We start from the raw sequence: 22,310 nt of genomic DNA, 5'->3' as shown, positions 1-22,310 counted from the left end.
ACGCAACATGAATGGGAGGGCTTTGGAACGCCGTTCTCATTGCAGCGCCGATCGTCCAGCGTGGCGGCGAATGGCGCGGGGGCCGCCGTAGCCGATCATCGGCATCATCGCGGCGCTCCACGCCACAATGTGCTTATCGACGGCTCTTATGACGAAGGCACCGAGTCCAATGCGCAGAACGATGGGGATGAGCGCGCGGCAGCTGGAAGCGTTTTGCGGCCATTGGCCGGGCGTGACGCGCGATATCAAATGGGAGACCAAGCTCGTGCTCAGCGTCGGCGGCAAGATGTTTGCGATGACGCCGGCCGACGGCAGCGACGGCGGCCGGCTTTCCTGCAAGGTAGACGACGCGCGCTTTCTGGAGCTGACCGATCAGCCGGGTATCATGCCCGCCCCTTACCTGGCGCGCGCGGGCTGGATCTCCATCATCGAGCCGTCGCGGTTCGCTACGACCGAGCTGCAGGACCTTATCCGCGACGCCTACCTACTCGTGCGCGCCAGGCTCACCAAAAAAGTACAGGCGGAGCTCGCTCTGCTGCCAACTGACAAGGCAACCAAGTCATGACACAACATCTCGGCGCACTCGCGCTGCTGGTCGACGATTACGACGAAGCGATCGCCTGGTACACCCGCGCGCTGGGTTTCGATCTGGTCGAAGACACCGACATGTGCCACGGCAAGCGCTGGGTGCTGCTGGCGCCGCCGGGCTCGACCGAAACGCGACTGCTGCTGGCCAAGGCCAAGGGCGACGAGCAGGTCTCGCGCGTCGGCAACCAGACCGGCGGCCGCGTGTTCCTGCTGCTGCATACCGATGACTTTGAGCGCGACTGGCAGCGCATGCGCGCCGAAGGCGTGCACTTTCGCGAAGAGCCGCGGCACGAAGCCTACGGCACCGTGGCCGTGTTCGAGGATCTGTACGGCAACGGCTGGGATCTGCTGCAGCTGAAAAAGTAGCCTGCGCCAGCTGGCGCGCTACGCGTGCGGCGCGTTCTTCGCCTGCCACACCCAGCGGCCCTGCACGGCGGCGTCTTCGCCGGACTTATCCATGGCGAATACCACGGCGCTGCGTGGGGCCACGCGCAGCTGTGCGCCGGGTTGCAGGCCGAGCTTGGCGACGTCTTCGCCGGCGATGTCGGCCTCCAGCGTGTGGTCCAGCGAGGGCACATAAAGCTCCAGATGCGCCACGCTGCCGGCCAGGTAGACGTGACGCAGTCGAGCGCTCCAGGCGGGCTGGGTTTCCGGTACATCAAGCGCCAGATGCTCGGGCCGCACGTAGGCGACGGCGTGGGCATGCTCGCCGTTCCACGGCTCGCCATCGAGGAGCCATTCGCCCATGCCGAGCCGGCCGCCGCTGAGCGTGAGCGGCAGCTTGTTGACCTTGCCGATGAACTCGCATACGAAGGGCGTGGCCGGCTGCTGATAGATCGCCTCGGGCGTGCCGACCTGCTCGATGCGGCCGCGGTTCATCACGGCGACGCGGTCGGCCAGCTCCAGCGCTTCCTCCTGATCGTGGGTAACGAAAATGGTGGTGAGCTCGAGGTCCTCATGCAGTTCGCGCAGCCAGCGGCGAAGGGTGAGGCGAACCTGCGCGTCGAGTGCGCCGAAGGGTTCGTCGAGCAGCAGCAGGCTAGGCTCCACCGCGAGCGCGCGCGCCAGTGCGACGCGCTGGCGCTGGCCGCCGGAGAGCTGGGTCGGATAGCGATGGCCAAAGCCATCGAGCTGAACGCGCTGGAGCAGTTGCTCGACGCGCTCGGCGATCGCTTTTTTGGACGGCCGCAGCCTGCGCTTGCGCACGCGCAAACCGAAAGCCACATTTTCGGCCACGGTAAGGTGACGGAACAGCGCGTAATGCTGAAAGACCAGGCCGATTTTTCGTTCGCGCGCCGGTGCGGCCAGAAAGTTTTGGCCGTCCAGATCGACGCTGCCGCTATCGGGGTAATCGAGCCCCGCCAGGATGCGCAGCAGCGTGGTCTTGCCCGAACCGGACGGCCCGAGCAGCGCCAGGAACTCGCCCGGCGCGATCGACAGGCTGACGTCGTCCAGCGCGGCGAAGTCAGTGAAGCGGCGGCTCAGATGGGAAAGTTCGAGAGTCATGGTTGTCTCAGTGTCCACCTGGCGCATGCGCGGCAATCTCGTCGCCGTAGCGCCATTCCAGCAGTGTCTTGATCGCCAGCGTCAGCAGGGCCAGCAGCGCCAGCAGCGAGGCCACGGCGAAGGCGCCGACATAGTCGTACTCGTTGTAGCGCATCTCCACCTCCAGCGGCATGGTGGTGGTGAGCCCGCGGATATGCCCCGACACGACGGACACGGCGCCGAACTCGCCCATCGCGCGGGCGTTGCACAACAGCACGCCGTACAGCAGCGCCCAGCGGATATTGGGCAACGTGACGCGGAAAAACATCTGCCAGCCGCCCGCGCCGAGCACGCGCGCGGCTTCCTCCTCGTCGCTGCCCTGCGCCTGCATCAGCGGAATCAGTTCGCGCGCGATAAAGGGCAGGGTGATGAAAATGGTGGCCAGCACCAGCCCCGGCACGGCAAAAATGATCTTGACGTGGTGCGCCTGCAGCCACGGTCCGAACCAGCCCTGAGCGCCGAACAGCAGCACGTAAACCAGGCCGGAAATCACCGGCGAGATCGAAAACGGCAAATCGATGAAGGCACCCAGCAGCGCCTTGCCGCGAAATTCGAAGCGTGCCATCGCCCATGCCGCGGCGATGCCGAACACGATATTCAGCGGTACGGCGATCACCGCGACCAGCAGGGTCAGTCGGATCGCAGACAGCGCTTCCGGTTGTTTGATGGTCGAAAGATACGCGTGCATGCCTTGACGAAACGCCTCGACGAACACCACGCTCAGCGGCAGCACCAGAAACACGGCAAGAAAGATCACCGCCGCCAGGATCAGCAGCGAACGCCCGATCTTGCGTGGCCAGTGTGGCGCGCGCCTGTGCCGAATGCCTGTCGCTGACGTGGTCGAAGAGGCCGTCATCGCGTGTGCTCCGCCCAGCGCCGGCTCCATCGTTGCAGCAGCGAGATGACGATCAGCAGCACGAACGAGGCGATCAGCATCACCATGCCGAGCGCGGCCGCGCCGGCGTAGTCGAATTCCTCCAGCTTCTCCACGATCAGCAGTGGGGCGATCTCCGAGCGCATCGGGATGTTGCCGGCGATGAAGATCACCGAACCGTATTCGCCCACGGCGCGGGCCAGCGCCAGCGCAAAGCCGGTCAGCAGCGTAGGAAACAGCATCGGCAGGATCACCCGGAAAAAGGTTTGCGGATGCGACGCGCCGAGACTCTCGGCGGCCTCTTCCACATCGCGATCGAGCGATTCCAGCACCGGCTGCAGCGTGCGCACCACGAAAGGAAAGCCGACGAACACCATCGCCAGGATCACGCCCGGCGGTGCATAGGCAATCTGGATACCGTGCGGCACCAGCCACTGCCCGAGCCAGCCGTTGGGTGCGTAAAGCGCGGTCAGCGCGATGCCGGCGACCGCGGTGGGCAGGGCAAACGGCAGGTCGACCAGCGCATCGAAAAGTCGTCGCCCGGGAAAGCGGTAGCGCACCAGCACCCAGGCGACCAGCAGACCGACGAAGGCGTTGACCACGGCGGCGAACGTCGCGCCGACAAAGCTCAGCTTGAGCGCGGCGAAGGTACGCGGCGAACTGAGCAGGCGGATCAAACCGTGCAGGCCGATACCGGAAGCCTTCCACGCCAGCGCCGCCAGCGGCAGCAGCACGATCAGGCCCAGATACGCCAGCGCATAACCCAGACTGAGCCCGAAACCGGGCAGGATGCGCCGACGCATGCGTGGTCAGTGCCCGGGGCCGATCTGGTCGAAGATCGCGCCGTCGGCGAAGAATTTCGCCTGCGCCTGGCGCCAGTCGCCGAACAGCTCGTTGATGGTGAAGGTGTTGACCTTGGGAAACTGCGCGGCGAACTGCGCCGATACGGCGGGCAGGCGCGGGCGATAGAAGCTCTTGGCTTCGATGGTCTGCGCCTGTGGCGAATAGAGAAACTTCACGTAAGCCTCGGCCACGGCGCGCGTGCCGTGCGTGTCGACGTTGCTGTCGACCACGGCGACCGGCGGCTCGGCCAGTATGCTGATCGACGGCACCACGATGTCGAACGTGCCTTTACCCATCTGCTGCTGTGCCAGCAGCGCCTCGCTTTCCCAGGCCACCAGCACGTCGCCCACGCCGCGTTGCGCGAAGGTGTTGGTGGCGCCTCGCGCGCCCGCATCAAGCACCGGCACATGCTGGTACAGCGCCTGCACATAGGCCTTCGCCTTGGCCTCGTTGCCACCGGGCTGTTTGAGCGCGTAGCCCCAGGCTGCCAGAAAATTCCAGCGCGCACCGCCAGAGGTTTTCGGGTTTGGCGTGATGACCTGCACGCCGGGCTTGATCAGATCGGCCCAGTCCTTGATGCCCTTGGGATTGCCCTTGCGCACCAAGAAGACGATGGTCGAGGTGTAGGGCGACGCGTTGTCGGGCAGGCGGGTCTGCCAATTCTTCGCGAGCAATCCATGATCGGCGATCGCATCGATGTCGTAGGCCAGCGCCAGCGTGACGATATCGGCCGGCAATCCGTCGACCACCGAGCGCGCCTGCTTGCCCGAGCCGCCGTGCGACATCTGTACGGTCACGTCGTCGCCGTGCTGGGCCTTCCACTGCGCCGCGAACGCGGTGTTGATATCTCGGTACAGCTCGCGCGTGGGATCGTAGGACACGTTCAACAGCGTCACGTCTTTCGCCTGCGCAGTCGCCGCCGACAGTGTGCCCAGCATGGCCAACAGCATTCCCAGCTTTTTCATGGTCCGTGTCTCCCTTAGGCGGATGGACGGGTCAGCGTAGCCAGCGCGCCGTCCGCCACAAAATGGCCAAATGCCATTTGTTTATACCCGATCGTTATGCCCGATGGCTGAAGAAAGTTTCATGGGCGATGCCATATGGCGCGTATGCCCCGTACTACTGGGCCAGCGCCTGATCGATGGCGCGCTGCGCCAGCGGCGTCATCACCGCGTAGCCTGCGGCGTTCGGGTGCAGGCCGTCGAAGGAGAGACTCCTCTTCATCGAATGGTTTGCGTCAAGCAGGGCGGAGTAATAGTCCGCATAGATGAAATGTTGTTTCCGTGCGTAAGACTTGATCCACTCATTGAGTTCTAGAATTTTTTGTGGCGGGTGCGCCGTTGTCTGAGTTGGAATCAAAAAATTGCTGACAGGCGTCAGTGAACTCATGACCACTTTGATACCGTTGGCCCTTGCCAGTTCGGCCATGGAGCTGAGATTGCCTTCGATCGTGGTGAGTGCTGCGGGTTCCGGCGTGGTGGCGAGGTCGTTGACGCCACCGAGTAGGACGACGACGCGCGGATGGAGGTCGATAACGTCTTGTCGAAAACGTAGCAGCATTTGCGATGTTGTTTGGCCGCCGATACCGCGATTTATATACGGCTTGCCGGGGAAAAATACGTCTGCGCTGTGGCCCCACAGATCAGTGATCGAATCGCCCATAAAGACGACTCGTGTTTCGCCCTGTTTGCGTGGAGCGACACCGGCGTTTTGCTTTTGGTAGTAGCCAAGTTGTGGCCAGTCGGCGAGCAACTTTTCATCGGCCTGAAATTTTTGTGTCACCGCCTGCGGCAACGACGCCGTGGTCTGCGCGAAAGTTGCGGCGTTACACGCGATCGCGGCTAGCAAGACCAGATACTTTTTCATCGCAGTTGCTCCATCGGCCGATAGCTCGCTGTAAATAAGATCTTTACTCGAACTGTCCTGTTCGCCTGCGCGTTATGTGTCGAAGTGACCATATTTTTGACTGATCCGATGATCGGATCTTAATCCGTGAAATCCGGCTCGAAGAAGCTCCAGCGCACGTCGTCGAACTGGGTTTTCATGGCGCGCTCGACCGTGTTGATCGCCTCGATCAAACCGCGCGCATCGGCGGTCGGCGCCATCAGCGCCTTGACCGCGACCATCACGTCCGGGCCCATTTGCAGGGTGATCAGGTTCAGCACCTGGGATACTTCGTGACGCGCTTGGAGAAACGCCATCAGTTCGGCCCGGCGCTGCGGCTCCACGCCCTGGCCGATCAGCAGGGCTTTCACCTCGATCGCCAGCAGAATCGCGACCACCACCAGCAGCACGCCGATCGCCACCGTGCCGATGGCGTCGTACATCATGTTGCCGGTGAGCATGGTGGCGCCGATGGACACCGCGGCGAAACACAGGCCGAGCAGGGCGGCCAGATCCTCGCCGAAGATCACCAGCAGCTCGCTCGAACGCGTTTCGCGGAACCAGCGCCACAGGCTGCGATCGCCGCGCGCCTTGTTCACTTCGGCCAGGCAGCCGCGCATCGAGATGCTTTCGGCGACGATGCCGAACACCAGCACGCCCAGCGCCAGCCACGGCCATTTCAGCGGCTCGGGATTCGTCAGCTTGTGCACGCCCTCGTACACCGAAAACATGCCGCCCACGGAGAACAGCAGGATCGCCACCAGAAACGACCAGAAGTACAGCGCGCGGCCCCAGCCCAGCGGATATTCCGACGAGGCCGGCCGCTTGGCCTGGCGCATGCCCAACAGAAGCAGGCCCTGGTTGCCGCAGTCGGCGAGCGAGTGCACCGCTTCGGCCATCATCGCGCCGGAGCCGGTGACGAACGCGGCGACCAACTTGCTCACGAAGATCGCGAAGTTGGCGCCCAAGGCCAGAAAAATCGCTTTCAGCGAATTGGCGTTACCCGACATGCGAGAGTCCTTGTTCGAAGAAGGGGCGGCGGCTGCGCCGGCACTCCGTTGCGTTGCTCATCATCAATGGATGCCGACACCCACGCCCAGGCCGAAGCTGACGTTGTTGCGACCCTGCTCCAGCTCCTTGCGGGTCCATACGTGCGACTGCGTAGCGCTGACCAGCGGGAATACGTAGTTCGCTTCGCCGACCTTGCCGGCGCGGCTGCCGTTGAGCTTGCCGCTGACCGTGATCAGCGAGACGCTCGGGTAGTCCAGCGGTTCCACGTAACCGGGCATCGCCACGATGAAGCGGCCGTTGCCGCTGTCGTTTGCCTTGGGGCGCTGCGAGCTGTCCAGCGGATAGGCCAGCACTTCGACCTCGCTGTGGTCCGACAAATTGGTGACCTGCACGATGCGGCCGCCCCAGATCACGTCGCCGCTGGTGTAGCGCTCGGGCGTTTGCGACACCTGCATGGGGGTCACGATCACGGCGCCCGGCACCGGCTTGTAGATCGGTGCCGGCGCGCACGCGGCCAGCGCGAGAACGGCGAGGGGAGCAAGCCATCGACTGAAGCGGAAAGTATTGCGGCGCATGCTGAACTCCGGCGGGGATGAGGGAAGGTCCGAACGGTTCGTGCGTCGACGCGACCGCGTCGAACCGTCGTACCGACGACGCTACAACAAGATGCGTGGCAAGAGCGTATATCGCCGGCCGCGCAGTGAAGCGGGCCGCCGCAGCTTCAGCGCGGCCGGCGCGTACGCGGCTCCGGCGTCACACGCGAGCGGGGCATCGGGCTGGCGACCGGGACGGCATCACCCTCCTGCAGCAGCCAGTCCAGCTTCCATTCGGCGGGGTGATCTTTCGACAGCAGGCGCGCCATCGCCCGCAGCGAGTCGCGCAGCACGTCGTCGAGTTTCCACGGCGCGTTCAGAATGACCATGCCCGAACCGTTCAGCCGCAGCGGCGAGTCGTCCGGATGCACCAGCAGCTCGGCGCGCAGCACGCGCTTGGCGCCGCTGCGCGGCAGCCAGCGCAGGAAAGGCTGCACCTGGCTGCGCAGCTTGATCGGGTACCAGATCGCATACACGCCGGTCGGCCAGCGCTGCATGCACAGCTTGATCGCCTGTTCGAGCTGCTTGTATTCGGCCTCCTGCGCCTCGTACGGCGGATCGATAAGCACCAGGCCGCGTTTTTCTTTCGGCGGCAGCAGCGCCTTCAGCGCTTCGTAGCCGTTGCGCTGGTGCGTGTGGATGCGGTCGTCGCGGTGGAACAGCTCGGCCAGCAGGCCAGCTTCTGTCGGATGCAGTTCGCACAGCTGCGCGCTGTCTTCGGCGCGGATCGCCTGGGCGATCTGCAGCGGCGAGCCGGGGTAGAGCTTCAGTTCGTCCTCGTTGCCAGGTATGGCCAGCACGCTGTCGAGCCAGCGGCGCAGCAGCGGCGGCAGCGCGGCGGCATCCGCCTTGCCGCCGTGCAAGTCGGGATACAGCAGCCGCGAGATGCCGTCCTTGAATTCGCCGGTCTTGCCGGCCTCGTAACCGTCCAGCGCATAGCGGCCGCTGCCGGCGTGGGTTTCGATCACGCAGAACGGCGTCGGTTTGCTGCGCATCGCCTCGATCAGCGCGAGCAGCACGGTGTGTTTCAGGACATCGGCGAAGTTGCCGGCGTGATAGGCGTGGCGATAGTTCATGGAGATCACGGCATGCGGGATAGGCAAGTATAGGGGCGCTTGGCGTTACAGCCTGTTTTGACCTGTTGAGCATCGGCGGCGCAGCGCCTAAGCTTATTGATGTGAACCAATCACTCCGCCATGTCACGCACTCGCCGTTCCTTCGGGTTCTGGCGGCTTTTGCGTGGCTGCTGCTGGTGGTTTTGCCGGTACACGGCGAAACCATGGCGATGAACGGCACCGCCTCGGTGGCCAGCCACTTGACCGTCAGTCACTCGATGGGCGGCATGTCGCCCCTGTCGATGGCATCCGCGGCCGGTGCCGATCACGCCCAGCATGCGGCTCCGGCCAAGCCATCGGTGCACGCCGAAGACTGCTGTGGCGCCGGCAAGCACGGTCTGGCCGGCAGCTGCCACTGCGCCGCAAGCGCCGGCAGCGCCATGGCGGCGGTCAGCATCATCGAGCTGCTCCCGTTGATGCCTGCCGACACGTATCCATCGCTGCGCAGAGCCGCCGCACCGGATGTCGCCCACGCTCCACCGCTGCGACCGCCAGCCGCCTGATCCTCCCCCGTCGCGATGAGCCCGGCTCGCGCGCGCCTGTTCGCATGCGCCGCCGGAACTACGACCGGCATCGCCATAGATGCCAGCGCGGAGAGCGTCATGAAACATCGATTTCCTTCCTACGCGGCTGACCTTTCGCGGCGCCGCTTTGTTCAGGGCCTTGCGCTGGGCGGTGCGGCCGCCGGCCTGGGCCTGCTGAGTCCTTCCAACGCGTGGGCGCTGAGCAGCCCAGGCCAGCCGACGGTGCTCAGCGGCAGCGACTTTGCGCTGGATATCGCCGACACGCCGGTCAATATCACCGGCAATACCCGCCCGGCGACGACGGTCAATGGCGGTGTGCCGGGCCCCGTTCTCCGCTGCAAGGAGGGCAGCGCGCTGACGCTGCGCGTCACCAACCGGCTGAAGGTGCCGACCTCGATCCACTGGCACGGCATCGTGCTGCCGTACGAGATGGATGGTGTGCCTGGCATCAGCTTCGACGGCATTGCGCCCGGCGAGACGTTCGTCTACCGGTTTGCGTTGAAGCAGTCGGGCACCTACTGGTACCACTCGCACTCGCGTTTTCAGGAGCAGACGGGTTTGTACGGTGCGCTGATCGTCGATCCGATCGAGCCGGATCGCCATGCCGCCGATCGCGATTATGTCGTGCTGCTCAGCGACTGGAGCGACCAAGACCCCGAGCGCATCTGCGCCACGCTGAAGAAGCGCAGCGACTATTACAACCGCGCCATGCCCACGGCGCCGAACTTTGCGCGCGACGTGCGTGAGCAGGGCATCGGCAAGGCACTGGCCGAGCGCAAGATGTGGAACGTCATGCGTATGAACCCGACCGATTTCAGCGACGTCTCCGCTTACACCTATACCTATCTGATGAACGGTGCCGCGCCGGCGGCCAACTGGACCGGCCTGTTCCGTCCCGGCGAAACGATCCGGCTGCGCTTTATCAACGGCTCGTCGATGAGCCTTTTCGACGTGCGTATTCCGGGCTTGAAAATGACTGTGGTCGCGGCCGACGGTCAGACCGTGGAGCCGGTGTCGATCGATGAATTTCGCATCGCCGTGGCGGAAACCTACGACGTAGTCGTCGAGCCGCAGGAGGATCGTGCCTATACCGTGTTCGCCCAGTCGATCGACCGCAGCGGCTACGCCCGCGGCACGCTGGCGCCGCGCGCCGGTATGGAGGCGGCAGTGCCCGAGGTCGACCGCATCGTGCAGCTCGGCATGCAGGACATGATGGGCGCGATGGCGATGTCGGGTGCCGGCGATCGCGGCAGCATGGCCGGTATGAGCACGGGCGACGCGCCGGCCGTGCATCATGCGCGTACCGAGTACGGCCCCGGGGTCGACATGCAAGTCGACATGCCGCGCACCAACCTCGACGATCCGGGTGTCGGCCTGCGCGACAACGGCCGACGCGCGCTCACCTACGCCGATCTGCACACCGTCGGCGGATCGATCGATACGCGCGAACCGAATCGCGAAATCGAGCTGCACCTCACCGGCAATATGGAACGCTATATGTGGTCGTTCGACGGCGTGAAGTTTTCCGACGCGGCGCCGGTGCATTTTCGTCGGGGCGAGCGGCTGCGCATCGTTTTGGTCAACGACACCATGATGAATCATCCGATCCATCTGCACGGCATGTGGAGCGAGCTGGAAAATCCGCACGGGCAATTCCAGGTGCGCAAGCACACCATCAACGTGCAGCCGGCGCAGCGCATCACCTATGCAGTGACCGCCGACGCGCCCGGGCGTTGGGCGTATCACTGCCACATGCTCTATCACATGGAAGCGGGCATGTTCCGCGAAGTGGTGGTGGCATGAGTTCGCACAACCTCGTCCCAACCGTCGCTCAGAGATCGTGGTTGATGGCGACAGTGCTGTACGCCTGCGTGTCGACGGCGGTCGCGCAAACGGCGCCGGCGTCGTCCAGCAGCACATCGTCATCGGACATGTCTGGGATGGATCACGACAGCATGCCCGGCATGGACATGGGCACGCCGACGGCACCGGCGAGCACGGCGAAGCCCGCTCCGGCCAAGAGTGCTTCGGCCTCCGGCGATATGCGGAGCATGGACGGCATGCAGGGCATGGATCATGCGTCCATGCCGGCGACGAATTCTGCACCTGCGCCAGCGGCCACTCCCGGCGTCATGCATCACGGTTCGATGCCATCAGAGCAAAGCGGCGGCATGTCCGGCATGCGGATGGGTCCGATGCAGGGCGGCAGCGCGCCGGCGAATGCACGCAGCGCGGATTACTCCGATGGCATCGGCTACGGTCCGATGCGCGGCATGGACATGCAGGACAACGCGCCGCAAAGCATGCTGACGATCGATCAGTTCGAGGCGTTCCACGACAGGGATGCCAACGGGCAGTCGTGGGAGGCGGAGGCCTGGTACGGCAACGATGACGACAAGCTGTGGTTGCGTACCGAAGGCGAGCGCTATCGTGGCCGGCTGGATGATGGCGACATCGAGGCGCTGTGGAATCACACCGTAGCGACCTACTGGAGCACGCAGCTCGGTCTGCGGCGGGATATCGGTCAGGGTCCGAATCGCGACTGGGCCGCCTTCGGCGTGCAGGGTTTGTCGCCATACTGGTTCGAGCTCGAGGCGACGGCGTATCTTGGCGACAGCGGCCGCACGGCGGCGCGTTTTCGCGCGGAGTACGACTTGCTGTTTACCCAGCGGCTGATCCTGCAGCCGGAGTTCGAAGTCAATCTATACGGCCAGTCCGATCCGTCACGGCGCATCGGCAGCGGCCTGTCGGATGCGCAGCTTGGCCTGCGTCTGCGTTACGAAATCGGCCGGCAGTTTGCGCCCTACGTCGGCGTGGTGTGGACGAATCGTTACGGTCGCACGGCTGACTTTTTGCGCGACGATCATCAGGGCGCGTTCGATCGGCAGTGGGTGGCCGGCGTGCGTTTCTGGTTTTGAGATTTCGAACTTGGACGTCTACTTTTATTTCTATTTTTGGCGATATTTCAGCGGGAGATTTTCATGATGCAAGCGATCAGGCGAGTCGTCATCACGATCGTCATTCTTGGGGCAATAGGGGCGGTCGGCATCGGCGCGTTCGTTTATTCCGGCATCTACAACATCGGCGCGGACGATCATCACACCCGCCCGGTGTTTGCCCTGCTGCAGACGCTGCGCGAACGCTCGATCACGGTGCGTGCACGCCACGTGCAGGTGCCGGATCTGGAAGACCCGGCCTTGATCCTCAAGGGCGCCGGCCAGTATGCGGCGATGTGCACGCAATGCCATCTCACGCCGGGCATGAAGGACTCGGAAATACGACCCGGCCTGTATCCGCAGCCGCCCAATCTGGCCCGGCTGCGGGTGGCGCCTGGCGAGGCCTTCTGGGTGATCAAGCACGGCATCAAGATGAGTGCGATGCCGGCCTGGGGCGGCAGCCACGACGATGCCACGATCTGGAGCATGGTCGCGTTTCTGCAGAAGCTGCCAGACCTGTCGCCGAAGCAGTACAAGGACATGGTGGCCAAGGCGCCGCCGGATGACGATATGGATATGAGCGAGATGGATCGCGACGGGAAAGCCGCCGACCGCCCGGCCGAGCAGCGCGCGGGCAGCGCGGTCGACCAGGGGGGCGATGCTGGCGACGTTCCGGCGATGGCGATGCCGGCGGCGCCGACCAGCGTTGCGCCGCCGCCTGCCGTCAAGGCATCGCATCGCCGCCACTGAGCCGTCCTCGCGCCTGGCGCAACTGCGTGGCGAACCCCTTCTCGCCGCTGGGCCACCATGGGCCACCATGGGCCGCCATGCCACAATATGGCCGAGTAGGTGAGTTATCGGTGCCGCTTGGTATCGGGAAAGGGGCCCCGAGTCGATGAGCGCGACGCTTCGACACTTGTGGATTGTGGCCGCTGCGCTGCTCGCGCTGGCGTGCTTGCCCGTGCGGGCGCAACAGTATTCCTTCCAGAGTTACGACCGCAAATCCGGGCTGGAAAGCCAGACCATCAACTGCATGCTGCAGGATCATCGCGGCTTTATCTGGGCCTGTTCGGAGATGGGTCTGTACCGTTTCGACGGCACCAACTTCGTGCGCATGGGCCGCGCGGAAGGTTTCGACAAGGGCGAGTACGTCACGTCCATCGTCGAGAACGTGAACACCGGACGATTCTGGGTAGCCACACAGTCGGGCCTGCGCGTGGGCGACGGCCTGCATTTCCAGAAAGTGGAGCCCGATGGCAAGCCGCTGGTGGTCGATGTGGCCAGACAATTGGTCGCGCTGGACGACGGCCGGCTGCTGCTGGTTCGCAATGACCGGCTGATGGTGTTGTCGCCGCGTCATACCGATGGCCAGTGGCAACTGGCGCCGATGTTCAGCACGGCGCAGCTAGACCGCTATCCGCAGCTGCGCAGGATTACCTCCGTCTTTGCCTATCGGAACGGCCTGTGGATCGGCTGCGACACCGCCCTGTGCGAGATCGGCGCCGACGGTCAGGTCCGCATCCACGGTGCCGACGAAGGCGTGCCGGCAGACACCTGGTCGGGCATGCGCGTGGACAACGACGGCACGCTGTGGCTGCGTGGCGTGCATCAGGTGCGGGCGCGGCCCGCCGGCAGCGCCCGCTTCGTCGCGCGCGACGTGCCCGACAAGGACATGGACACCGTCACCGACAACGGCACGTTTATCGAGGATCCTGCGGGACATGTTCTCACCCCCACCAACCACGGCCTGGCGCGCTGGAACGGCATGCACTGGGATGTCATCGACGCGCGCAACGGCCTGCCGGATATCGGTATCACCGCCGTGCTGTTCGACCGCGACGGCACGATGTGGCTGGGCACCTACGGACGCGGCATCTTTCGGCTGAGCAACTATGGCCTCGTCGATGGCTGGGGCCGCGGGCAGGGGCTGGACAGCGTGCCGAACTGGTCGATTCTTCGCGATGGCCAGGGCACCATGTGGTTCGGCAACGAACTGGGCGGCAGCGTGCTGCCGCGTGGACAGACCCACATGAGTCCGTGGCCGGTCAGCATTTCGCCCGCGCCGCGACAGGTACTGTCGATGGTCAAGGCGCCGGACGGTGCCATCTGGATCGGCCTCTACGAACATCGCCTGTTGCGCTACGACCCGGTGAGCAAACGCACCGCGCTGGTGGCGCGGCTGCCGAGTTTCATCAAGGTGCTGTTTTTCGATCGGCAGGGCCGCCTGTGGATCGGTACGGTCAACGGGATTTATCACATCGATCGTCTCGGCGCGCCGCCGCAGCGCGTGCCGGCGGAACAAAGCACCGACAACCAGTGCTCGGACATCGCCGAAGACAGCCACGGCGCGCTGTGGTTTGCCTGCAACGCTGGCGTGCTGCGCTACGCCGACGAGCGCTGGACGCTGATGGCCGCTACCGAGGTGAGCATGGCCTCCGGCTTCAGCGCGATCACTATCGGCACCGACGACAGCCTGTGGCTGGGTGCGAACGAGCCGGGCGTCTTTCGCGGCAAGGTGGTCGGCGATCAGCTGAGCATCGCAGCGGTGGACGATAGCTGGCTGCAACGTTCGCTGGTGTATTTCATCCGGCGCGATCGGCGCGGCTGGATATGGACGGGCGGCGGTGGCGGCGTGGACGTTTTCAACGGCCACAGCTGGACGCATCTGTCGCCGGACGACGGACTGATCTGGGACGAAACCGACCAGAACACGTTTTTCGAGGACGACGACGGCTCGATCTGGATCGGCACGCCGGTCGGCATCAGCCACGTGCTGCGACCCGAGGACATGCTGTCGGCCAGCCCGCATACAGTGGTGATCACCTCGGTGATGCATGGCGCGCAGCCGGTCAACGAGGGCGATACCGTGCCGAACGACGGCAACCACGCGCCGCTGATTGTGCGTTACACCTTGCTCGGCCGGGTTTCCAGCAGCGCGCCGCACTTCCGCTATCGGCTGCAGGGCTCGGACTGGATCGAAACCTCGTCGCATGTGATCAATTTCACCGGGCTGCCGTCGGGCCACTATCGTTTCGAAGTGCAGTCGATCGATGAAGATCGGCGTTCGGTTTCATCCTCGGCCACGTTCACTTTCCGGATTCCCGCGCCGTGGTGGTTTGCATGGTGGACTTATCCGCTGGAGATCGTGCTGGCAGTCCTGATGCTTGCCCTGGTCTGGCGCTGGCGCTCACGCCTGCTGCGAGGGCAGAACCGCCGCCTGGAGGCGATGGTGGCCAAGCGTACGGCCGAGCTTACCGAAGAGAAGCGTGAGCTGGAGCGGGCTCGCGCCGAGCTCTATGTGCAGGCCACCCACGACGGTCTCACCGGCTTGTACAACCGCATGGCGATTCTCGGTCTGCTGGCCGCGCATCTGGAAAAAGGCGCGCGCGTATCGCCGGGCCTGGCGGTAGCCTTGATCGATGCCGACCACTTCAAGCGGATCAACGATACCTTCGGCCATCAGGCCGGCGATGCCACTCTGCAGACGATTGCCGAGCAGCTGCAGTCGTATGTGCGCGGCGGCGATCAGCTGGGTCGTTACGGCGGCGAAGAAATTCTGATGGTGCTGCCGGGCATCGGTCATCTCGATGCGGAAAATCGCATGCTGCAGATCCAGCAGGCGGTGAGCGCCATCGCGCACAGTTGGCACGGCGATCAGTTTCGCGTCACGCTGAGCATCGGCCTGGTCTGGGTCGGCGGCGAAACGGTCACCGTCGAAGACGTTATCCGTCGCGCCGATGACGCGCTGTATGCCGCCAAGAGCGAAGGTCGCGATCGGGTCGTCAGCGAGGTCATCGGCGCCTGACCGGGCGCCCGAAGCGCGAGTGCATTACTCCACCATGCCGTGGCTTTCCGCGGTGCTCAGCAGCTCCGGCTGCTGCGTCGCACCCTGCCGGCGATGGAGCAGCGGATGCATGAATACGGCGGCGAGGATCACCACCACGCCTGCATAGAACCAGCCGTCCAACTCGCGCTGCTCGTGCAGCAGCACGATCGCCAGCACGATGGCGTACACCGGTTCGAGGTTGGTGATCATCTGCGTGCCGAACGCGCTGATATGACGCAAAGCGACCAGGGCCAGGGCGAATGGCAGCAGCGTGCAGCCGAACGACAGCGCCAGCAGCATCCAGGTGTCATGCAGATTCGGCCATACGAACGCCGCGCCGGCATGCGGAAAGAAGGGTGCCATGGCGGTGAGAAACAGCGCGCCCGTACCCATCTCGATGCAGGTCACCGTCAGCGGATCGCCGTGATCCACCAGCCGCTTGTTGAGCGAGCCGAACAAGGCCACGAACAGCGCCGACAGCACGCCGACCAGAATACCCGGGCGCATGCCGTGCGGCACGCCGCCCACCACCATCGCCACGCCGGGCACTACCGCTGCGCCGATCAGCAGTTCGCGCGGATCGAACTTGCGGCGGGCGATCCATGGTTCGATGAATGCCAGAAAGACCGGCCCCAGCGCGATGCAAGTGGCGCCCACCGACGCGTTGGAAAGCTTGATCGCGGCATAAAAGCTCAGCCAGTGCAGCGAGACCAGCACGCCGATGCCGGCATACGCCCAGCGCACTCGTGCCGGCATGGCACTCAGGCCACGCCAGACCTTCGGTAGCAGCAACAGTGCCCCGGAGACCAGCAGCATGCGCCACCACACCAGCGGTAGCGCGGGCAGGGTGATCAGCTTGCCGAGGATGGCGGTAAAGCCCCACAGCACCACGCAGAAATGGATCTGCAGGCGCGCCTTGCTTGCAGCTTGCATGCGTCAGTCACATCGTGGGAGAAGGCGCATTCTAGCCGGACGGGTGCTAGCTTGGTCCGCCAACCCGGTGAGGCCGCCGGGTTGGCTCGATCGGTTTGGGTTAATGGGTCTTCTTCGGCACGCCGCTCTTGGTCGCCGCCTCGGTTGCCGGCATGGCGCTGCCAGAGTTGCGCAGCTGCTGCAGCACATCGCGACACGTGTTGCCGCCATCGTCGCCATGGTTCGGCGAGATCAGCGCCAGCAGCGCAGCCGCCGGCGCGGCAACCACGCCCAGCGTGACCGCTCCCGCACCGCGAAGGATCAACGGCACTTTCTGCACGCCGACATCCGGGTTTTTCAGGGTGCCGCGCGCATACAGCGGCGTGCGCAGCGAAAAGATGCGGAAGCCCTTGGTCTGCGGCCGCACGTTGAGGTCGAGCTTTTCCGTGGCAAAGTCCACCGTGCCGTCGACCTTGATCACCGCGTCATCAGTGTCGAAGACGAACAGGTTCATGGTGAACAATCCGTCCTTGGCTGTCATGTCCGACGCAGCGCAGTTGATCGGCACCGTGCGGTCGCCGAACAGCTTGCCGATGATGATGTTGCCGACGTTGAGGCCGGCCGTTTCCAGCAGGGTCTTGCTGATCGCGCCGTCGTTCATCAGCAGCTTCATCTCGCCGTTGGAACTGCCGAGCAGGGTAGCGACGGAGTTGCCGCGTGCGGTAAGGCTGACGTCGCCGTTGATTTCGCCGAACGCGGTGCGCATCGGCGCAAAGGTCGGGAACAACTGCTTGAGCTTGAGATGCCGCGCGCCGATTTTTATCGTGCCCTGTAGCGGCGTCTTGCTGCCATCGAGGCGGATGGTGCTCTGGACGGTGCCGCCGGCGAGGCCGAAGTTCAGCGGCGTCAGCTGCAGCACGCCGCTGTCCATGATCAAATGGGTGTCGAGCGAGTTGATCGGCAGCTTGTCGTTCTGCACGATGCGCGCGGCGCTGAAGGTGACGTCGGCATCCATCGCTTTCCAGCGATCGGTGCTGAACGGTTCGACCGGCAGCAGTTTGTCCTTCGGCTGCACGGTCTTGTCGCCGCGCTGCTTCTTTTCTTCATCGGAACCACCGCCGATCAGCGGCGCCAGATCGGCGAACTGCAGCAGCTGCGAAGACAGATTGCCGCTGAGCTTCGGCCGCGCGCCGCCGGTGGTATAGAGCAGGCTGCCGCTGGCGTCGCTGCCGCCGATATGGCCATGGAAATTCTCGTAGCTGAAGCGGCTGTTGTTCTTGTGCAGCTGCGCGATCAAGTGGCCTTCGGTAGCGTAAGGCGGCGTGTTGGGCAGAGTGACGCCGGTGATCGCGTAAAGCTTGGCCATGCTGGAGCCGGAGAACCACAGTTTCAGATCCAGCGCCGCCAGATGCACCGGATCGGTCAGCGTGCCGACCAGCGCGATATGGCTGTCACCGATATGCACGTCCGCCTGCACCGGGAATGGCTGGTTGGCTTCTTGGAGCGCCAGTACGGCGCCGGTTTTTCCACTGCCGCTGACGGCTGCACCTTGATAGCTGCCGTCGGCCTTCCAGGCAAACTGATAGCTGGTCTTGGATGCTGCAGCGGCCGTCTTTGGATCGGCTGGCGCATCGGCCGAGGCGGCTTTTTTGAGCGATTTCGTATTCGTTCCGGTTTGCGCACGGGTTGCGGCCGACTGCTGGGCCACGAGCTGGTCGTAGGGAATGGCCTGCTGCAGCGGCGTGATGGCGACTTGCAATTTGATCTTGCTGGCGGCGTCATCCAGCGACACCTCGCCGCGATCGAAACCGATCGACCCGAGCTGCAGACTCCAGGTGGACGGCTGGCCATCGTTCTGCGGCAGCGTGAAATCCCACGTTGCGCGGTCCTGCTTGTCGCGCTCCAGATCGACGGTCGGATGCACCAGCTGCAGCGACGGCACGTCGACCGTGTGGGCGATCAGCGCCAACGGCGACAGGCGAAAGCGCAGCGCATCGAGCTGGGCGAACTGGGGCTTCGCTGCCCACACCGGGTTGCCGATGCGGATGTTTTGAGCGGTGAACTCCGGCCATGGCACCCACGCATGCCAGCCACCCTCGGTGGGCTCGCGTCGCCAGTCGACGCTGAGGTTTCCCTGGATCGCAAAAGGACGACCGATGGCCTGGCTCACCTTGTCGTCGATAAACGGCTTGAGCCGATTCCAGTCGAAAGTGGCGATGACGACGACCAGCACCGCCATCAGCGCCAGGAATATTCCGCCGATCCATGTCAGCACTTTGCGGCTGCGCTTCATTCACTCTTCCCATGATGGTCCCGCGACGGCGGGCGTAGCGCGCTTGATAGCGCACCGGATGGAAAAGTTATGTATGCAAATGCTGAAAAGCCGTACAGGAAACCCCTGCGAAGGCCGGTCTTAGCCTCAATCGTCCGATAGTGTCGGCGTCAAACGGCGACGCGCTTCCGCTGGCGTCGGCCGATTCGATACACCGTGGCGGGCGGCAGATTGAACAGCACGCTGCCGATGCGAACCGCCTCAAGGTCGAGCTGTTCAAGCAGGTGACGTGGCAGCGGGCAACGGTGGCCGTAGGTGAACTGATAGAGCGCACCATCCGCGTGCAGCTGCTGATCGAACACGCCGCGAATAATCGCCGCGACCTGCTCCGGTGGCATCGACAGTAGCGGCAGGCCGCTGATCACGGCGCTGGCGCGTTCGTCGCCGAACAGCGGCAGCGTATCGCCCAACTTCGCAGCATCCATGCGCAGCACGTTCGCCTGGGGATAACGCTGAATGAGAGCATCGGCAAAGACCGGGTCGGCCTCCACCAGCGCCAGCCGATGCATCGGCAGTCCGCCAGCGAGCAGGGCGCGAGTGAATACGCCGGTGCCCGGACCCAGTTCGATCACCGGGCCATGCCGATGATTGACATGGCGCGTCATCAGTCGCGCCAGCGATGGTCCCGACGGCGCCACGGCGCCCACGCTGCGCGGCGCGCGCAGCCATGCACGCCAAAAGCTGAAGGTCTCACTCAACATCATCCGTTTCCCTGGTCAACGCGGCATCACGCATGCAGGCATTCCGCAAACCGTCAAACTAGCTGATGACGCTGAATAAAATGTTGTAGCGAGGCTCAATGCCTGGTCGCGGCAGCCGTCGGGATCGCGCGCATCGGCACATCGATGCTGCAGATGTCGATCTTGCCGGCCGGCACGGTGTAGAACGCATCGCGGCGGTTGCGCTTGGCGTCGACCAGGGCCGCGAAGGTCTTGCTGTCGGTACGCAGCACCTCGATCGATGGCCGTTGCGCCGCCGGCAGATCGGCGGCCAGTTGCACGGACTGGATGGCGACCTGCTGCGACGGCTTGTCGTAGAAACCCATCGGACCCGTGCCACGCGGCAGGCTCGACAGCAGCGGCATGCCATCGAGCACGCGGCCGATCACGGCGAGGTTGCGATCGAGCCGACGCGGCGCCTGACCGATCACCGCGTACAGCGCGCTGCCGTTTCCGGTATCCGCACCGTTGTCGCGGCCCACGCCGACCATGCCGTAGCAATGGGTCAGCCACTCCTGCCCGCTGGCCGGATCGCGCGCCACCGGAAAGCCTTCGGAGAAACCGACTTCCGCCGCATACACGTCGCCATCGGGCAATCTCGTCCACGGCAGTTTCGCGTCGATCGGACGAGTGAACTCCGGTGGCACGGTGGCCTTGGCCTTGCCTAACGGGTGCATCTTCGATTTGTCGCCGTTGTCGTCGCCCGCCGGGTCATCCCACTGCGTGACGAAGTTGTCCTGCACCCGCACGATCGCCAGCCCGTCGAAGTAGTGCTGGCGGATCAGCGTGCGGATATTCGCCGCGTGCAGCGGCGTGAAATCCGGCGCCAGTTCGATCAGCACACGGCCGTTGGCCAGCTGCATGACCACCAGGTTTTCCGGATTCGGCTTGCGCCATTCGTCCGAGGTGGACTTGGCCAGCAGCTGCGGCGTGGTCAGCGTCGGCGCGGCCTGGTCCTTTTCGGCCAGGGCAGGCAGCGCGAACATCAGACTGGTGAGCAAGGCAGCGGCGAACTGGCGGCAACGGATCATGGCGGTCCCCTTCTATCGAATCGGTACAGAGCGCAACTTAGCAGAGCTGAAGGACCGACATGAGCCGCTGCTCTAACTCGCGGGAATCCAGCCAAGCCCGAGGCTCTTTTGCAGCGACACGAAGTCGTTCAGCAGATCGGCGCGTCCCTCGACGAGATTTTGCTGCGCGGAAAACTGCACCCGCTGCGTATCCAGCAGGTCGATCAGCGATGAAGCGCCCGCGTCGTAACGCTGGCGCATCAATGTCGCCGAGCGATCGGCCGAGGCTTCGATCTGCTGCAGGCGGGCGACGCTTTCGCGCTGGTGACCGTAGCGGGACAGCGCATTGTTGGCGTCCTGCAACGCAGCGAGCACGGTTTGCGCATAGCGGGCGTCGGCCTCGTCGCGGCTCGCTTCGGCCTGTCGAATACCGGCGCGCGTGCGTCCAAAGTCGAACACATCCCATTGCAGATAAGGCACGCCCAGCCAGGAGAGTGAGCGCTTTCGCGTCAAGTGCCCCGGGTCGGCCGCGTTGGAGCCGACAAATCCCAGCATCGTCACCTTGGGAAACAAGTCGGCGGTGCGTTCGCCGATCTGCGCGTTGCTCGCGGCCAGCCGCCGCTCGGCGGCGCGAATGTCCGGGCGCTGCCGTAACAGTCTTGCGGGATCGTCGATTGGCACGATCGACGGCAAAACCGGCAACGGGGCAGGCGCCGACAGCTCCCGATCGAGCGCGCCGGGCGCCTGTCCGGTGAGCACGGCAAGCTGATCGAGCGACTCGGTGATCTGCTCGTCCAGCGGAATGAGCGTCGCGCGGGTGGTTTCCACTTGCGTGGTCTGGCGTTCGACATCCGCGTCGCCGGCGACGCCACGAGCGCGCCGCTGCTGTATCAATACCAGCGTCCGCTGTTCCAACGCGGCCGACTGATTGACCAAGGTCAGGCGTTGCTGCTGGTCGCGCAGATGGATGTAAGCCTGGGCCACCTCGGCGGCCAGCGAGACCTGCGTATCGGCGAGATCCGCGTCGACCGCATCGGCCTGCGCAGAAGCCGCTTCGATGGCGCGGCGCGTGCCACCGAACAGATCCAGTTCCCAGGATGCGTCGAAGCCGGCGCTGTACAGCTGCAGCGGACTCTGTCCGCGCGACGTGCGACTGGCTTGTGCGGTGGAGGCCGTCGGGTTCGTGTCAGTCGGCGACGTCTGCAGGCCGGCAAGATCCGGTTCCCGCGTGCGCAGCGCGGCGGCGTCGGCCGACACGGTCGGCAACGCGTCGGCACGCTGTTGCTGCAGCTGCGCGCGCGATTCGCGCAAGCGTGCCTGCGCCGCTTGCAGATCCTGGTTGTGCGCCAGCGCGGTCTCGATCAAGGCGCTCAGCTGCGCATCGCCGAGCGTGCGCCACCATCGGCTTGGCGCATGCGTCGATGCCATTCCGGCGGACGGTGCGCGCACGAATGCGCTGGCGTGCAGCGCGTTCCCCGCAATATTCGGTGCGCCACGATAATCGGGGCCGACGGTGCAGCCCGGCAATGCGGCGAGCGAACCCAGTAGCGCAAAAAAGAGAACGCGTGAAACCGGTGAATCGCTTATAGGCATGACGG

Annotated in this window: 19 protein-coding genes and 1 pseudogene; 7 read left to right on the top strand and 13 right to left on the bottom strand. The window is 64.6% G+C overall.

Going from position 1 to position 22,310, the window contains the following annotated elements; translation table 11 throughout:
* The first annotated feature begins 187 nt into the window (after positions 1-187).
* A complete protein-coding gene (locus tag HDE76_RS05955; RefSeq protein WP_184505993.1) occupies positions 188-565 on the top strand; it encodes a DUF6194 family protein in 378 nt (125 codons plus the stop codon).
* Positions 562-954, top strand: a complete 393-nt coding sequence (locus HDE76_RS05950; protein ID WP_184505991.1) for a VOC family protein — start codon at positions 562-564, stop codon at positions 952-954. The genes HDE76_RS05955 and HDE76_RS05950 overlap by 4 nt, the downstream gene beginning before the upstream one ends.
* Before the next feature lie 18 nt (positions 955-972).
* Here the strand turns inward: HDE76_RS05950 and HDE76_RS05945 are convergent, their stop codons facing one another.
* The 8 genes from HDE76_RS05945 to rlmJ form a co-directional block, all read right to left on the bottom strand.
* The gene (locus HDE76_RS05945; RefSeq protein WP_179480159.1) at positions 973-2,094 is read right to left on the bottom strand and encodes a TOBE-like domain-containing protein; all 1,122 of its coding nucleotides are present in this window, start codon (positions 2,092-2,094) and stop codon (positions 973-975) included.
* A gap of 7 nt (positions 2,095-2,101) precedes the next feature.
* Positions 2,102-2,989 (bottom strand): sulfate ABC transporter permease subunit CysW, encoded by an 888-nt coding sequence (cysW, locus tag HDE76_RS05940; protein ID WP_179480161.1) that lies wholly within the window; start codon positions 2,987-2,989, stop codon positions 2,102-2,104.
* Entirely contained in the window at positions 2,986-3,810 is an 825-nt protein-coding gene (gene cysT, locus HDE76_RS05935; RefSeq protein ID WP_179480163.1) for a sulfate ABC transporter permease subunit CysT, read from the bottom strand. Before cysT ends, cysW begins: the two co-directional genes overlap by 4 nt.
* A gap of 6 nt (positions 3,811-3,816) precedes the next feature.
* Positions 3,817-4,815 (bottom strand): sulfate ABC transporter substrate-binding protein, encoded by a 999-nt coding sequence (locus tag HDE76_RS05930; protein WP_179480164.1) that lies wholly within the window; start codon positions 4,813-4,815, stop codon positions 3,817-3,819.
* A 154-nt stretch (positions 4,816-4,969) separates the two neighbouring features.
* Positions 4,970-5,716, bottom strand: a complete 747-nt coding sequence (locus HDE76_RS05925) for an SGNH/GDSL hydrolase family protein (protein ID WP_179480166.1) — start codon at positions 5,714-5,716, stop codon at positions 4,970-4,972.
* A 119-nt stretch (positions 5,717-5,835) separates the two neighbouring features.
* Entirely contained in the window at positions 5,836-6,744 is a 909-nt protein-coding gene (locus tag HDE76_RS05920; protein WP_184505989.1) for a cation diffusion facilitator family transporter, read from the bottom strand.
* Positions 6,745-6,807: 63 nt separating this feature from the next.
* Complete coding sequence (locus tag HDE76_RS05915; protein ID WP_184505987.1) at positions 6,808-7,320, bottom strand: Slp family lipoprotein; 513 nt, start codon at positions 7,318-7,320, stop codon at positions 6,808-6,810.
* A 146-nt stretch (positions 7,321-7,466) separates the two neighbouring features.
* On the bottom strand, positions 7,467-8,414 hold the full coding sequence (gene rlmJ / locus HDE76_RS05910) for a 23S rRNA (adenine(2030)-N(6))-methyltransferase RlmJ (protein WP_179480172.1): 948 nt from the start codon (positions 8,412-8,414) through the stop codon (positions 7,467-7,469).
* Between the two features lie 101 nt (positions 8,415-8,515).
* Between rlmJ and HDE76_RS05905 the strand changes: the two genes are divergently transcribed.
* From HDE76_RS05905 to HDE76_RS05885, 5 genes and pseudogenes are all read left to right on the top strand, one after another.
* The gene (locus HDE76_RS05905) at positions 8,516-8,956 is read left to right on the top strand and encodes a hypothetical protein (protein ID WP_179480174.1); all 441 of its coding nucleotides are present in this window, start codon (positions 8,516-8,518) and stop codon (positions 8,954-8,956) included.
* A 99-nt stretch (positions 8,957-9,055) separates the two neighbouring features.
* A complete protein-coding gene (locus HDE76_RS05900) occupies positions 9,056-10,780 on the top strand; it encodes a copper resistance system multicopper oxidase (protein ID WP_184505985.1) in 1,725 nt (574 codons plus the stop codon).
* A gap of 137 nt (positions 10,781-10,917) precedes the next feature.
* Positions 10,918-11,895: a copper resistance protein B gene (locus HDE76_RS05895; RefSeq protein WP_343205664.1), complete on the top strand. Its 978-nt coding sequence runs from the start codon at positions 10,918-10,920 to the stop codon at positions 11,893-11,895.
* A gap of 63 nt (positions 11,896-11,958) precedes the next feature.
* Positions 11,959-12,492 (top strand): annotated as a pseudogene (locus HDE76_RS05890) (cytochrome c); the annotation flags it as partial.
* Between the two features lie 316 nt (positions 12,493-12,808).
* Positions 12,809-15,718: a diguanylate cyclase gene (locus HDE76_RS05885; RefSeq protein WP_184505981.1), complete on the top strand. Its 2,910-nt coding sequence runs from the start codon at positions 12,809-12,811 to the stop codon at positions 15,716-15,718.
* A gap of 24 nt (positions 15,719-15,742) precedes the next feature.
* Here HDE76_RS05885 and HDE76_RS05880 read toward each other — a convergent pair whose 3' ends face one another.
* The 5 genes from HDE76_RS05880 to HDE76_RS05860 all read right to left on the bottom strand — a co-directional run bounded on the left by HDE76_RS05880 (position 15,743) and on the right by HDE76_RS05860 (position 22,305).
* Positions 15,743-16,672, bottom strand: a complete 930-nt coding sequence (locus HDE76_RS05880; protein WP_184505979.1) for a DMT family transporter — start codon at positions 16,670-16,672, stop codon at positions 15,743-15,745.
* 100 nt (positions 16,673-16,772) lie between these two features.
* A complete protein-coding gene (locus HDE76_RS05875; protein WP_184505977.1) occupies positions 16,773-18,944 on the bottom strand; it encodes an AsmA family protein in 2,172 nt (723 codons plus the stop codon).
* Positions 18,945-19,093: 149 nt separating this feature from the next.
* On the bottom strand, positions 19,094-19,684 hold the full coding sequence (locus tag HDE76_RS05870) for a phospholipid methyltransferase (RefSeq protein ID WP_255457797.1): 591 nt from the start codon (positions 19,682-19,684) through the stop codon (positions 19,094-19,096).
* A gap of 95 nt (positions 19,685-19,779) precedes the next feature.
* Positions 19,780-20,733 (bottom strand): peptidylprolyl isomerase, encoded by a 954-nt coding sequence (locus HDE76_RS05865; protein ID WP_179480195.1) that lies wholly within the window; start codon positions 20,731-20,733, stop codon positions 19,780-19,782.
* A 72-nt stretch (positions 20,734-20,805) separates the two neighbouring features.
* Positions 20,806-22,305, bottom strand: a complete 1,500-nt coding sequence (locus tag HDE76_RS05860) for an efflux transporter outer membrane subunit (protein ID WP_179480197.1) — start codon at positions 22,303-22,305, stop codon at positions 20,806-20,808.
* Between the last annotated feature and the right edge of the window lie 5 nt (positions 22,306-22,310).

This window comes from Rhodanobacter sp. ANJX3 (genome assembly GCF_014200755.1).
Taxonomy (GTDB): domain Bacteria; phylum Pseudomonadota; class Gammaproteobacteria; order Xanthomonadales; family Rhodanobacteraceae; genus Rhodanobacter.
Note: the sequence above shows the minus strand (reverse complement) of the source record. Positions and strands in the feature narration are given on the sequence as shown.

Excerpts from the sequence above, each read along its gene's own strand:
- HDE76_RS05895 (WP_343205664.1), top strand. The coding sequence starts at position 10,918 with ATGGATCACGACAGCATGCCCGGCATGGACATGGGCACGCCGACGGCA.
- HDE76_RS05930 (WP_179480164.1), bottom strand. The coding sequence starts at position 4,815 with ATGAAAAAGCTGGGAATGCTGTTGGCCATGCTGGGCACACTGTCGGCG.
- HDE76_RS05925 (WP_179480166.1), bottom strand. The coding sequence starts at position 5,716 with ATGAAAAAGTATCTGGTCTTGCTAGCCGCGATCGCGTGTAACGCCGCA.
- HDE76_RS05885 (WP_184505981.1), top strand. The coding sequence starts at position 12,809 with ATGAGCGCGACGCTTCGACACTTGTGGATTGTGGCCGCTGCGCTGCTC.
- HDE76_RS05945 (WP_179480159.1), bottom strand. The coding sequence starts at position 2,094 with ATGACTCTCGAACTTTCCCATCTGAGCCGCCGCTTCACTGACTTCGCC.
- HDE76_RS05915 (WP_184505987.1), bottom strand. The coding sequence starts at position 7,320 with ATGCGCCGCAATACTTTCCGCTTCAGTCGATGGCTTGCTCCCCTCGCC.
- cysT (WP_179480163.1), bottom strand. The coding sequence starts at position 3,810 with ATGCGTCGGCGCATCCTGCCCGGTTTCGGGCTCAGTCTGGGTTATGCG.
- HDE76_RS05875 (WP_184505977.1), bottom strand. The coding sequence starts at position 18,944 with ATGAAGCGCAGCCGCAAAGTGCTGACATGGATCGGCGGAATATTCCTG.
- HDE76_RS05955 (WP_184505993.1), top strand. The coding sequence starts at position 188 with ATGAGCGCGCGGCAGCTGGAAGCGTTTTGCGGCCATTGGCCGGGCGTG.
- HDE76_RS05860 (WP_179480197.1), bottom strand. The coding sequence starts at position 22,305 with ATGCCTATAAGCGATTCACCGGTTTCACGCGTTCTCTTTTTTGCGCTA.
- HDE76_RS05920 (WP_184505989.1), bottom strand. The coding sequence starts at position 6,744 with ATGTCGGGTAACGCCAATTCGCTGAAAGCGATTTTTCTGGCCTTGGGC.
- HDE76_RS05950 (WP_184505991.1), top strand. The coding sequence starts at position 562 with ATGACACAACATCTCGGCGCACTCGCGCTGCTGGTCGACGATTACGAC.
- HDE76_RS05865 (WP_179480195.1), bottom strand. The coding sequence starts at position 20,733 with ATGATCCGTTGCCGCCAGTTCGCCGCTGCCTTGCTCACCAGTCTGATG.
- HDE76_RS05880 (WP_184505979.1), bottom strand. The coding sequence starts at position 16,672 with ATGCAAGCTGCAAGCAAGGCGCGCCTGCAGATCCATTTCTGCGTGGTG.
- rlmJ (WP_179480172.1), bottom strand. The coding sequence starts at position 8,414 with ATGAACTATCGCCACGCCTATCACGCCGGCAACTTCGCCGATGTCCTG.
- HDE76_RS05900 (WP_184505985.1), top strand. The coding sequence starts at position 9,056 with ATGAAACATCGATTTCCTTCCTACGCGGCTGACCTTTCGCGGCGCCGC.
- cysW (WP_179480161.1), bottom strand. The coding sequence starts at position 2,989 with ATGACGGCCTCTTCGACCACGTCAGCGACAGGCATTCGGCACAGGCGC.
- HDE76_RS05870 (WP_255457797.1), bottom strand. The coding sequence starts at position 19,684 with ATGTTGAGTGAGACCTTCAGCTTTTGGCGTGCATGGCTGCGCGCGCCG.